The sequence below is a fragment of the Mesorhizobium sp. M2A.F.Ca.ET.043.02.1.1 genome (assembly GCF_003952405.1).
Lineage (GTDB): Bacteria > Pseudomonadota > Alphaproteobacteria > Rhizobiales > Rhizobiaceae > Mesorhizobium.
Genome location: NZ_CP034445.1, coordinates 4,333,140 through 4,346,126, shown reverse-complemented (window position 1 = coordinate 4,346,126; position 12,987 = coordinate 4,333,140). Strand labels below are relative to the sequence as shown.

Annotated in this window: 10 protein-coding genes and 1 tRNA gene; 5 read left to right on the top strand and 6 right to left on the bottom strand. The window is 62.5% G+C overall.

Features of this window, described 5'->3' with window-relative positions; genetic code table 11:
• Window positions 1–29 precede the first annotated feature (29 nt).
• From EJ068_RS20680 to EJ068_RS20660, 5 genes are all read left to right on the top strand, one after another.
• Window positions 30–114: transfer RNA gene (locus EJ068_RS20680), tRNA-Asn, on the top strand.
• A gap of 292 nt (window positions 115–406) precedes the next feature.
• Window positions 407–1,132, top strand: a complete 726-nt coding sequence (locus tag EJ068_RS20675) for a 4'-phosphopantetheinyl transferase superfamily protein (RefSeq protein WP_245463175.1) — start codon at window positions 407–409, stop codon at window positions 1,130–1,132.
• A 92-nt stretch (window positions 1,133–1,224) separates the two neighbouring features.
• A complete protein-coding gene (locus EJ068_RS20670) occupies window positions 1,225–2,241 on the top strand; it encodes a thioesterase domain-containing protein (RefSeq protein ID WP_127249688.1) in 1,017 nt (338 codons plus the stop codon).
• Between the two features lie 35 nt (window positions 2,242–2,276).
• Entirely contained in the window at window positions 2,277–4,289 is a 2,013-nt protein-coding gene (locus EJ068_RS20665) for a non-ribosomal peptide synthetase (RefSeq protein WP_126079475.1), read from the top strand.
• 75 nt (window positions 4,290–4,364) lie between these two features.
• Complete coding sequence (locus EJ068_RS20660; RefSeq protein ID WP_127249689.1) at window positions 4,365–5,534, top strand: acyl-CoA dehydrogenase family protein; 1,170 nt, start codon at window positions 4,365–4,367, stop codon at window positions 5,532–5,534.
• Between the two features lie 112 nt (window positions 5,535–5,646).
• Here the strand turns inward: EJ068_RS20660 and EJ068_RS20655 are convergent, their stop codons facing one another.
• From EJ068_RS20655 to EJ068_RS20630, 6 genes are read right to left on the bottom strand one after another with little or no spacing between them, the layout of a single operon-like run.
• Window positions 5,647–6,486 (bottom strand): class I SAM-dependent methyltransferase, encoded by an 840-nt coding sequence (locus EJ068_RS20655; protein ID WP_127385969.1) that lies wholly within the window; start codon window positions 6,484–6,486, stop codon window positions 5,647–5,649.
• Between the two features lie 26 nt (window positions 6,487–6,512).
• Window positions 6,513–7,838, bottom strand: coding sequence for a hypothetical protein (locus EJ068_RS20650; RefSeq protein ID WP_127251847.1), 1,326 nt, complete (start codon window positions 7,836–7,838; stop codon window positions 6,513–6,515).
• Between the two features lie 2 nt (window positions 7,839–7,840).
• Entirely contained in the window at window positions 7,841–9,103 is a 1,263-nt protein-coding gene (locus tag EJ068_RS20645; protein ID WP_127251846.1) for a glycosyltransferase family 4 protein, read from the bottom strand.
• Window positions 9,104–9,117: 14 nt separating this feature from the next.
• Entirely contained in the window at window positions 9,118–9,876 is a 759-nt protein-coding gene (locus tag EJ068_RS20640) for a DUF1616 domain-containing protein (RefSeq protein ID WP_127251845.1), read from the bottom strand.
• Window positions 9,863–11,845, bottom strand: a complete 1,983-nt coding sequence (locus tag EJ068_RS20635; protein WP_127385970.1) for a hypothetical protein — start codon at window positions 11,843–11,845, stop codon at window positions 9,863–9,865. Before EJ068_RS20635 ends, EJ068_RS20640 begins: the two co-directional genes overlap by 14 nt.
• Window positions 11,842–12,987 carry a glycosyltransferase family 4 protein gene (locus EJ068_RS20630; RefSeq protein WP_127251843.1) on the bottom strand — a complete coding sequence of 382 codons (1,146 nt, stop codon included), beginning with the start codon at window positions 12,985–12,987 and terminating at the stop codon, window positions 11,842–11,844. Before EJ068_RS20630 ends, EJ068_RS20635 begins: the two co-directional genes overlap by 4 nt.

Sequence of the window (12,987 nt, the reverse complement as noted above, 5' to 3'; positions counted from 1 at the left end):
AGGAGAGGTTGAATTTGTCTAATCTATGTTTCAGCGTGGCGGAATTGGTAGACGCACCGCACTGTTGATGCGACGCCGCAAGGCTTGTAGGTTCGACTCCTACCGCTGGAGCCATAGATTCTAAATCGCAACGTAGCGACCATAACCGATCGATAGTCAGAAGAGGTAATCCGAATTGGATCTTAACTGACGATGGCATCGCAAGCGACGCGCGGAGACTGCTTTGACCTGACGCGATTTCGCAGCAAGTAACATTTCTAGGGCTTTATAGCCTCCATCCATACACCAAAATATCCGCCCACCGCTCCTTGCTCTCGCCCTTACATGATTGTTTCATCGCGGATCGGCATGAACGGCCCTGCCGTTCTTTACATGCATGAGCGTTCCCAGCGATCGGGAGCCACGTATGACTTCTGACTGCCCCGTGCTCGAGTTCATCCAATTTTCTGGCGCTCCGGCGGAGCCGGAACCGCCCCCTTCATACTCTTTGGACGAAGTCGGGCTGAGATCCGGGATCATTATGCCGATTTTCGAGAAAGATGGTTTAGAGGTTCTGGCATTCATGCTCGACGCGGAGCAGAACGTCATCCGCGAGATAGGCGTTTGCCTCAACGAAGAGGAACGTCGGCGCGCCGATGGGTTGAGACTGGAGCGGGATCGCCGCCGCTTTGAAGCCACCCGTGGGCTGCTATACCGGGTCCTCGCTTCCAAACTGGGAATCTCGCCGTCCGACCTCGAACTGGAATATGGAAGCCTGGGCAAACCCTACCTCTCGCCACGCATGCCTGCTCGCGATTTGCGCTTCAGCGTCTCACGATCCGGAGATGTCGCGCTGGTCGCTCTCTCGACCAGGGAGGAGGTCGGGGTGGACATCGAGGCCGTTCTTCCCGTGCCCGAAGCGGACGAGATCGCAGCGCTCTGCTTTTCCACCTCCGAGTACCGGTCGTACACCGCCCTGGGCCAGCAAGACCGGCCGGAAGGCTTCCTCCGGCGCTGGACCCGGCTGGAGGCTGTCTCAAAGGCCCTTGGGTGCGGTTTGGGACAGCCCCTTTCTTGGGAGGAAGAGGACTGGACTCTTCATAGCTTCGTACCGAAACCCGGGTACATCGGGACCGTGGCAGTCCGGAATTGAGTGGTAGTCCGGAATCGAAATGTCGGCGATGCCATCATTCACTTACGATGCACTGCAGATAAGCGAGGAGGGCAACCAACTCGAGAGAGCCTATGTTGGCGGACGTGATGCAGATCCCGGAGCTTCTCGCAGACCTCGCGGTCAAGGACATCAAGGTTTGGGTAGAGGGTGACCGGCTGCGCTGCAACGCCCCAGCTGGCGCACTGACTGCCGAGTCTTCCAACCAGTTGCGTGAGCGGAAGGGCGAAATCATCGCGTTTCTGAACATGGCCACGGCGGCAGCCCAGCAACAGCCAGCAATCATCCCCCTGCAGTCTCGCGGAACACGCACGCCCATCTATGCCGTGCCCGGGCATATCGGGGCGCCCTTCTCATTCTCGGACCTGTCGAAGCACCTGGGTGGCGATCAGCCGTTCTACGCACTCCAACCGTCCGGCTTCGATGGGCAGAGCGAACCGATGGAACGCGTCGAAGATATTGCCGAGTATTTCGCCCGCCAGATCGTCGCATATCAGCCCACCGGTCCCTACATCATCGCCGGTTACTGCTCCGGCGCTGCAACCGCTCTCGAGTTGGCGAAAATCCTGCGTCAACGCGGAGCGGAGGTCCCATGCATGGCGCTCTTTGGCCCCCTGCACCCCATCACCTTTAAGGAATTGCCGCGTCAGTTATATTTCTTTGCCAATCGCACCGCCGATTCATTTCTGCGAGAGATAGCAAAGCTGCCGACCTTCGGCGCTCGTCTCCGGTATTTCGGCAGGCGTCTTCGGAACCTCGGCGGGCACGTCGGCGCCCTCGTGACCCCCAAAGAGCCTGTCACGACCGACCCGGTGCTGGCGAGCAGAGCTCGACTCAAATCCACGGCGATCACGGCTTTGCGGCGGTACACCCCCACCCCGTATTCGGGTCGAGTATGCATTTTCCTTCCGAACAAGGCTTGGATGCGATCGGGTGCGGCACCGCGCCAATGGCTTCGAGTAACGCCCCAAGCCGAATTCTATTTCGGGCCCGAGGACTGCAACGATAGTCGTATGCTGGAGGAGCCGGATGCGCCTGCCATCGCAGAACTCTATCGCCAGGCAACCCGAAGGGCTGGGCGATTGATGTGATTGATCTTTGATTTCTGCACTGGGGAGCGTATCTGATGAACGAGGTCCTGCCTATCGCGGTGAAGGGCGTAGCGCTCTCCCCGCTGAAAGATGCCGATCATAAGACGCTGGTTGTCGAGTACAACGCTACGGCAGCACCCTACCCGTCGGACAGGACGATCATCGATCTCTTCCGAGACCAGGCGAGGCGCAGTCCTAACGCCGAAGCGATCCGTTTCGGCGACGCAACGCTGACGTACCGGCAGCTCGACGAACGCTCCAACCAGATGGCCATGCATCTGAGCTCGACCGGCGCTGGGCCAGGTCGGATTGTCGTTGTGTTCATGGAGCATTCCATTGAGGTCGTCGTCGCGATCTTGGGCGTCCTGAAGTCGGGCGCGGCCTACGTGCCGGTGGATGCGGCGACGCCGAAGGGGCGTCTCGCAACGATCCTGAAGGACATTGCCAACGGGACCGACGGGCGGGCGCCGGTGGCGATCACACAGGCGCGCCTTCAATCCGTCATTTCCCCGAACCTTGCCGACATTTTCCTGCTCGACGCCGATTTCGGGCCGATTTTGAATCAGCCGGATTCGGCCCGGCCGTCCGCTGCCACTCCGGACAGCGCCGCCTATATCATTTTCACTTCCGGCTCGACCGGCACGCCCAAGGGCGTTGTGATCGAGCACCGGAACCTGGTGAACTACATCTGGTGGGCCGCTCGGGTGTACGGTTCCAGCGAAGGTGACGCATGGCCCCTTTTCTCATCCCTGGCCTTCGACCTGACCGTTACCACGCTCTATACGCCACTCGTCACCGGCGGCCGCATCGTGGTCTATCGCGGTGATCCCGGAGTCCAGAGCATGGTCGTGCTCAAGGTCATCGACGACAATGCCGTCAATATCATGAAGCTGACGCCGGCGCATCTCGCGATGATCCGCGACCGCAATCTCGAGACCACAAGGCTGCGCAAGTTCATCGTGGGCGGCGAGGACTTCAAAACCGAATTGGCTCGCGATATCACCAACGCCATCCCCCATCCCATCGAGATCTACAACGAGTACGGACCAACCGAAGCCACGGTGGGCTGCATGATTCACCGTTTCGACATCGACCGGGATCAATCCGCATCGGTGCCGATCGGCGTTCCGGCCGCCAATGCGGGCATCTACGTCCTCGACAAAGCACATCGACCGGCCGCCCCCGGCACCATCGGTGAGATGTTCATTGCCGGCGACGGTCTCGCGAGGGGCTATTTCAATCGCCTTGACCTGACAGACGAGCGTTTCCTTACGGTCACCGATCCTCGCGATGGGTTTTCGAAACTGCGGCTGTACAAGACCGGGGATCTCGCCCGCTGGAACTCGGAAGGGCGCCTGGACTTTCTCGGCCGCGCCGATCATCAGGTGAAGATCGGTGGCGCACGTGTCGAGCTGGGCGAGATCGAAGCCCGGCTTCTCAAGCATCCGCACGTTCAGGAATGCGCTGTCACCGCCATCGCCAACCCGGCGACGACACCAAGGACGGTCGAAACGGGCGATCTCAAACCGCCAGCGGCAGAAGACGGCATCGCGCGACTTGTGGCTTACTATGTCTCGTCGAAACCCCTGACCGTCGCGGAGCTGCGCGCGCACCTCGCCGAAGAACTCCTGGGATCCATGATTCCGACGCACTACGTCTGCCTCGAACGGATGCCGCTCACGTCCAACGGCAAGATCGACCGCTGGTCGCTTCCCGAGCCGACGGCGGAGAACTTCCAGCCTGCGCAAGAATTCGCCGCCCCGTTGACGGAGACCGAGAAGACGCTGGCCGCGCTGTGGTGCGATCTCCTCAAGGTCGAGGCAATCGGCCGTCGCGACAACTTCTTCGACTTGGGCGGGGAGTCGCTCCTGGTGATGCGGGCGGTGGCGCGCATGCGCAAGATCTTCGGCGTGGACGTGCAGCTTCGCAATCTCTTTGAGCGCCCGACGCTCGCCGAACTGGCGGAAGCGATCGACGGAATGCGTTGGGTGGCAAATTCCAAAGGCTCCCCACTCTCGGAGGGACCGAGAGAGGAGATCGAACTCTAGCTTGCCGGAATGCCCCGGCCTTCGGCACCGATCCAGGCGGTGCCTTTGCATTGGATGCATGCAGAGCGGACGAAGATGATGGACAAAGCTTGGGTATCACGAGAACCCGGACTGCCTTGGGTGGCGGCGGAATATGAGCTCTTGCGCGACCAAGTGCGCCGGTTCGTAGATGAGGAAATCAAGCCCTGTGCGGATCGTTGGGAAGAGAACGGATTCATTCCTCGTCCGATCCTGCGCCGCATGGGCGAACTCGGCTTCTTCGGCATCCGCTACCCTGCCGAGTATGGTGGCGCCGAGATGGACGCGGTCGCATCAACGGTCTTCGCCGAGGAGCTCGGGCGCTCGACCTACGGCGGCGTCGCCGATGCAATGCTGGTCCATGCCGACATGGCTTCCTTATACGTCTTTCATGACGGCACCAAAGCCCAGCGGGCGCGCTGGATGCCGGGCATAATCAGCGGCGAGGTGATCACCGCGGTCGCCATCACGGAGCCTGATGCGGGCTCGGACGTGAAGGCCATCCGCACACGCGCGCTGCGAGATGGCGAATCCTACGTGCTCGACGGCACGAAGCTCTACATCACGAATGGCGTCCACGCGGATCTCTACTGTGTCGCAGCCAAGACTGATCCCTCGGCAGGAAGCCACGGGATCACTATGTTCCTCGTCGAGAAGGGGACGCCAGGCTTCAGTGTCGCGCGCGAGTTGGACAAGCTCGGCTGGCGTTCCTCCGATACGGCGGAGCTCGTCTTTGATGGTTGCCGCATCCCTGCCGAGAACGTGCTCGGCACGGAGGGACAGGGCTTCTACTCCATCATGCGCAACTTCCAGAATGAGCGCCTTGTTCTCGCAGGTATGGCGATAGGGATGGCCGAGGCCGCGATCGACATGACCCTCTCCTGGGTGAAAACTCGCCGCGCATTCGGGGGCGTCCTATGGGACATGCAGGCGATCCGACAACGCCTTGCGATGCTCTCTGCGAAAGTGGCGGCAAGCCGTGAGTTTCTCTATGCCACCGCCTGGCGCATGGCGGCGGACGATGATTGCCTGCGCGAGATCTCGATGTTGAAGGCCATCTGCGGCGAACTTGTCAACGAAGTGTTGTATGCGTGCGTGCAGTTCCACGGCGCCATGGGCGTTATGCGAGAGAGTCCGATCGAGCGCATAGCGCGTGACGCCCGCGTCTTATCCATCGCCGGCGGCGCGACGGAGGTGATGCTGGAGGTAGTCGCCTCGATGGCGTGAGCCCAATGCGCGGCACATCCCACCGCGTCAACGCGGAAGTTGTTCGTTTCAACCTCAATTCGCCATGGCTCGGCTGAGTGGAGCACCGGTCTCCGAAAGTGGGTGTGGCCAGTTAAGTATGGCCGACGGGGCGGGTCGCTACGACCAGGGTTGAAACGCCAAATTTCCGCAAAGGCGTTTTTTCGATCCATGGCATGAGCCGCCGGTAGGCCGGTATCGCGCTAGCCGGCAGCCATTGATAGCGCTCTAATACCGGCAGCACATAGTCGACCTTCCGTATTTCGAAACCCGCCGCAGCCACAACATTGCGCAATTCATGGGGCCAGTAGTTCCGTGCCGTCATAACGCGAGCCGACCACGAACTCGGCAACCAAGGAAGCAGTGGGATAGGGAAACCGAAGCTGCGGCCCAGAACCCGCATCCCATGGCCCTCAAAAGGGAACCAGCGATTTGGACTCATCACGACCAGAAGCCCGCCGGGCCTCAGGACCCGCCAAATTTCGCGCAGCGTGGCCGCCTCGTCAGCCACGTGCTCAAGAACCTCATTCAACAATGTCGCATCAACGGACGCATCCGGTAATGGGAAGTCGTCGGTGCAGCAGTGATATTCGATCGCATCTGGCCGCCGATTAAGCTTCTCATCATTCACCAGTTTGCGAGCCATGGCCTCATCGATCCTCGATCGTTCAGGATCGACGCCAATTGCTTTCTGGGCACCCCAGGCGACCAGGGCCTCGGTGTAGCCGCCCTCGGCGCAGCCGCAGTCGAGCCAGACCCCCTGCAGCAGTCCCAGGTCTCTCAACTTGCCGAGCCTGTAAGCAACATTACTTCCGATCGCGGTCGAGTCGCCGGGATGGGGGTAGCGTGGCGCAGTACGCGCGCGCCATACAGGATTCTCGCTTGTCGCGATGCCCCGCAGGCCATCCAATTGCGGTCGATAACGTTGTGCCATGGACGGTGTCTCCTACTCTCCAATGGTTACGCGACCGGCGGCCCTTCATGCACAGGACCGCCGACGGAATTCAGCTTCGTTGCGAAGGCCAAAACGAGGGCCGCGCACACGCCCTCGATGCTGACGGCGAGCGTCCAGCCCAGGACCAGGCCTTGAAGTCCACTGTGCTTCGCTCCCGCGATCACCAGGCACAGCTCCAGCAATCCACCAAGCGCGAACCAGCGAGATGCCTTGCGCATCCTGTCCCCCAACCGCGCCAAGGTGCAGGCATGGAATTTGAGCGTTGATCCCAGCAGGCTAAAGCCGAGAAGGCGCAGGCTCGATCCGGCGATTTCAGCATAGGCTGGATTGAAGACCGCAAGGATCGTCTGCGAATAGGTGAAGATGAAAACGGCGCAGACCAGCGAAAAGAGCAATGACGCCATAACCGATACAAGGATGTCGTGTCTGGATTGTTTCGGGCTCGCTCTCACCACGGGGAACAGGACAGTGGCCATCGCCGCGGGAATCAACGAGGCGATGGTGACCAGCATCCATAGGGATACGAAAGCGGCATTGATGGCCGGAGAAAGGAGAACAAGCACAACGTAAGGCATGATGATGCCGGGAGCCTGCAAGGCTGCGTCGAGCACGTAGTGGTCGAAGACCTTCCTCCGCAGCGTACGGAGCAACTGGAAATCGGGAGGCCCAACGAGGCGACGCGCACCGCCCCGGGTCAACAGGTCCACGCCGATGATGGACGCCAGAAGACCGGCCACCCAGCTCAGAATAAGCGCGGTATGGGACGTGTAGCCGCCAACCGCGGCGGTGGCGATTAGCATCAGCTTCAACGTGCAGAACAGCACTTGCCGGATCATCCTGCCGGTGGCGCGCAGGGTGCCCAGGAACGCCTGGTCGACCAAGATGGCGAGAACGGTCAGACCGCAGCCGAGGACGAACACAACACCCACGAACCAGCCGCCGATCAGCTCGGTAGAGCTGCTGAAACACGCGTGCCCGAAGACGAACAACAAGGCCAGCCCGACCCCCAGCGCCACCCCGAAGCACAGTGCTGCGGCCACCAGACCGCGCTCCCTGCCGGGATTCCGGACGATCTCGCCCACCAGCATGGTCCCGAGCCCTGCCTCCCCCAGCGTGCCGATAAGTCCCATCACGGACAGCAGGGCAGAGGTGTTGCCGATCACCTCCGGCGGAAACAGCCGCGCCGCGAGCCACCAATAGACGAACCCGAGACCGGCCGCTGCAACCGTTCCGGTTGCCATGGCGCCGGAATTCATCACGAACGCGGCGCTCTTTCGAAGCTCCCGGCGCACGCGAGCAATGGCCGTCCAGGAATGGTCAACCGACGCCATTGCTATCCCGAACCTTGCTGTGCCGGCACCGCGGACCTTCCGGGGGCTGGGCGCAGGACGTCCCGGTACACCTGCTCGATCCGAGTCACGACGGCTCCGGCCTTGAGGCGCTCGATCCTGGCGAGGCCTGTCGCCTCCAGGCGGGCGAGCAAGGCGCGGTCATCCAGAAATGTCTGCATTGCGTGGCCGAGGGCATGCGAGTCGCCGCTCGGCACGAGAAGGCCTGTTTGGCCATGATCGACGATATCCGGCATGCCACCAACGTCCGTTGCGACGACTGCTTTGCCGGATGCCATAGCCTCCATGATCACTGTCGCACAGGCTTCTGGCCCCACCGATGGCAGCACGCCGAACAGTGAACGCTGCCATGCATGCATGATGGCGGAATGCGGCCACGTACCGAAGACCCGGACGTTCGGCGGAAACTCGGTTGGCGTATCTGCGGCCCGCCGCCCGATCAAGACCAGCGGCGGCGCCCGCTTCAGCCCCGTGTAGGCTTGCAGGAGAACATCAATGCCCTTGAGACGTGCCATGTCGCCGACGAACAGGATGAATTCATCCTCGGGCAGCTCCCGCAGGCAGGGATCTTCCGGGCCAAGCGCTCCGACATCGTCGGGCACGAAGTTGGGGATGACCTCGTAGGGGGCACGGCCTTGGGTGAGTCCGTTGTGATACGCCACCGCGTGGCTCACCGCGATGAAGCGGTCCACCTCGCGCCGAGCTGCGAAGCTCGACGCCCAGTTGCCCAAGGTGGTCGCGGCTGCCTTCACCGCCCCGTAGTGCTTTGCGGCGCACGGCAGACACTTCGCCAGCGCCGGGCCACTGCAGAGATCCGCGCCCAAGTGCATGAAGTTCTTTTTTGCGCAGACAAGGCCGTAATCGTGGAGCGTAACCACGAGGCGCGCCCCGCTCAGCGCTTTGAGCGGCAGGAAGGACGCGTAAATCCAGTTGTGGGCGTGAACGATGTCCGGCTCCTCTCGGGCGACCACCCGCTTCAGACCCAACACCAGTTCGGGATCCGGGAAGGGCGGTGCATGGCGGCGCTCGGGATCGGTGTGGAGGCCAGACAGACGCTGCAGCGTGCCGCGCAAGCGATGCACGCGGACCGCGCCGTCCAGCTCGGGTTCGGGCGACCCGGAATGCCTCGAGGTCGCGACACTGACATTATGGCCTCGCTGCGCCAGCGCCGCGCCCAGATTGCGGACGTGCCGCTCCTCTCCCCCGATTACCGGAGGATAGAACTGCGATAGCAGCAGGATGCGCATGATCGAGCCTCATTTTAGATGCGCGGCACTAGCGTCGAAACGCTGCGATAGAGCCGGTTGTCTTGCGGTCGATAGAGCCTGGCCTCGGCCCTTTGGCGGATTGCTACGACGGGCACCGGGATTTCTTGCGCCCAGGTGCCGCCCGGCGCGACGGCGACCGATCGGAAAACCGCTAACGGTTGCCCATCAAGGGTGATTTCCACGTCGAACCGCTGAGTTTGGGTTTCGGCGCTCCTGATACCAACCGTGATCCGGCCCTGCTCGCCACTGGCTGATGGCAACAACCAGAACTCGGTGTATTTGAATTCCCGGTGGGCCGCTTCGTCCCGGACAGCAAACGCATAGGCCCCAGTCGCCACAAGCACCGCTAGCATGAGCACGGCCCCCTGCCAAACCCGGACTCGCGCCAAAGCCGGCCAAGCAGGCAGATCGGGAGTGTCGCGGCGGACGGCGGCCACCAGTGCCGCGGCGGCCGTCACGGTCCAAAACCACAGCGCCCAGCCGAGCGGCGTGAGGGAGCCTGCGGCGTTCAGTGCAAAGCCCCCGGCGATGCCGACGGCGAGGCTTGCTCCGACCGCGTAGACGATGTGTTGCAACGCGGAGGTCGTGCTGACGCCAATGGCCCGCAACACCGTATGGCCTGGGACGAGGAACACCACGGGTGCGCCGAGGGCAACCCGGAGGAGCGCGCTGTCGCTGAAAGCAACGGCCGCCACCGCGGCCCCCGCCCAAAGGCAGGCGGCCAGAAGGCCCCGCTTGCTAATGGTTCTCATGCAATTCCCTCACGTCGTAGATGACGATCCAGCCATTGTCATAGACGCGGGTGACGCCCTTGACGTCATTGAACTTGAGGAGCGCTGCACCCGAGATCGGCGTTCCCTGCCGCCGTTGCCACGGCTGAAAGTAAAAGCCGAGCACTGGCGGAGCCGTGCTCAGGCGCCGGTCAACCAGCAGGAAATCGATGTTGCTTCCCGCCAAGGCCCAGAACTCCCCTGGCCCCAATGTGTCGACCTCGAATATGCTCGCGGAATCGATGCCTTCTCTGATCTTGACCCTGACGTCCTGCCGGCCGTAGCTCGCAAGCAGAATGCTGTTGATGCGGTCGGAGATGAAGCGGTTGCCCGCGCCGAGCCATTGCTTGGCCCAGCGTGCCGTTTCGATCCCCATGGGCTCGATTGATTCCTGATCGGCCGCCACCCTATAGCGCCCATCGATCGGATTAATCGAGGCGCTCGCGACGCCGCCCAGGACGATGACCGCCAGAGCGAGGGTCGGCGCGATGCGGCGCCACCCGTGCGGCGCGCGGCCCTGCCAGAAGTGGACGATGCTCACTGCGACGACCAGCCCAACGCCGATGAACACGAACGTTCCCATGCGGTTGCCGATTTCCCATCCGGCGCTGGTCAGTCGGAAGGCCACGGAGACCGGGAGCCCGAAGGCCAGCAAGGTGAGGAGCAGGACGCGGCTGTCACGCCAGCGGCATTTGAGAATGTCCCGGATCGGAAGCCAACCCGGCGGCCGCGCACCACCGAGCGCTGCGATGGCAAGTGACCGAAAGAATCCTGTTGCCAGTCCGAGTGCCAGCAGCAGGAGCGCCAGCAAGGTGGTCAGTTGCAGGTAGAGGGCCTTGGCCGGCGCTTGAAGATGCTCCGTCGCCGGGGTGGCGGTGCCAAGGATCATGCCAATCAATGAGTGGAAGCCGGCCCCGATCACCGGGCCGAGATAGCCTGCGAGTGGGATGCCACGGAACTGCATCCACAGGAACGGCAGGGCTATGGCCAAGATCGCCGTGAAACCCACGCCGATCCTGGTCTCAATCCGCATGGGATCGTGACGGCGCAAAGCTTCGAGACCCGCCAACGCTCCGAAATAGATGGCGGCGAAGGCGGCCGAGACGTGATGTGTGACCGCGAGGCTTGCCAACAGCAAGGCTATCAGCCCGAGCGACTTCAGCCTCGGTCGCCCGACAAGATCCTTGGACGCCGCTTCGACCGCGAAAGCCAGCACACACAGCACGATGCCGAGGCTCTGGTAGGAGAAACTTGAGTCGAACAGGAAGAAGGTTGAGCAGCCCATGTAGGCCAGACAGGCGATAGCTGCGATACGCGGCGATCCGACGATGCTTTCGAGGAACAGATACAGGGCACCGATGAACGTGCCCTTGAGGATGGCCAATAAGAGCGTTCCCGCCACTAACAAGGGCAGTCCCGTCAGATCGACGATCGCCGTCGTCAAGATTTCCAGGGCGGGATACGTTGGCCCGATCGGGAAAAGCGGGTTGGGCAGGAACAGCCGGCGGGCCGTGATGAGATCGTCGGCTGCGATCCAGTGCAAGAACTCGTCGTAACCGCTGAAGCTCGTCGGGGAATAGACCTTCTTGCAATAGAACAGAGCTTCGACAAGCAGGAACAGGAGGAACAGGCGCTCACCTCGGGCTGTCGTTGGCCAGGCGATGCGGAGGCTGGTCGGAACGATCAGGAGGACCATACCGGACCAGAAGAGCGCGGGCGCCACGTCATAGCCCCGGCGCCCGGTTGCGTGCCCGGCCACGACCAGGAGCAGAGCCGTTGCGACGGTCAGGCACAGTATCGCGATCCAACCGTATTTGGCCCGTTGCGGCGGGGCATCGGCGCTGCCGCCGTGAAGATCCGGACCGATAACGGCCGATAAGAGCCGTATCCCGGCCTGGAGTGGTTTGATCCTGGTTCTCGCGGTGAAATGAGCCTGCGTCATCAGCATCATACCCTCGTCGCGGGAGGCCAGGGTGTCACGCCGCCGGGGGCTGAGCGGACCGTGGATCGGCTGCCCAGGACGTTACAATAGACGTCACTCAGTGCTTGCGCGCAGGCATCCCAGTCGGGCAGCGCCAAATCCGGGACCTCCCGATGGGCCTCCAGTTCCTCGGCCATGGCGGCGGCCAGCTCTCCCGCATCGGCGTTGCACGAAATCGCCCGACACAGACCATTGGCAGCCAGCTCCCGCAGACCGGACGTGTCGCTGACGAGGACCGGACGGCGCAGCGACAGGGCTTCCATCACGGCGACTGGATGGGCTTCGTATTCGCTGAACAGCACGAACAGCGCGGCACTCGCCAATAGATCTGCCATTTTCTGCCGCTCTGAGGCGCGGATACCAGCAATTGTGACCCGCCTCTCAAGGCCGAGCGTCGCGACTAGGCGCCGCAATTCTCCCTCGTACGGGCCAGTACCGACGATGTGCAGTCGCACGTCCGGTACCCGGCGGATCAGGGCGGGCAAGGCCGCGATCGCCCGGTGATGGCCCTTGTAGCGCTCCAGCCTGCCGCCCGAGACGATCAGGTGAGGATCGACCTTGACGCCGGGGCTCGGAGCCGGCATCGAGGCGCCATTCGGGATAACGGCAAACCGCTCCCGCGGCACGCCCATCCTCCTGCTGAAGAAATCGGCTTCGAATTCGGAGACGCCGATCAGCCGCTCGGCCCGGGCTACCATCGGCCGGAGCAGCATATGCTGGGTGCTGCGAATGGCGTTGCGAAGCCGGGAGGAATGCCCGCCGCTGTGGAAGGTCAGGACGAACGGCAGTTGCCCGCGCACAGCTGCGAGCAGTCCGATCGGCACCACGAAAGTGCTGTAACCCTGGAAGTGGATCAGATCCCAAGCCCCGCGCCGGATCGCGGTATAAATGCCGGGTGCCACATAGAGGTCCAGTTCCCTTGGCCAGGCTGGGACACGCCGCACACGCATGCCGCCCACCTCCTCCTCAACCGGCAACTCCCCTGAGGGATCGGTAGTGAGCACGTCGACCGCATGGCCACGCGCCACCAAGCGGGGTCCGACTTCCTGGATGTGAGTTTCAGTGCCGCCCATGAAGGGGTAACAGCGAGCGGCAACCATCAGGATTCGCAT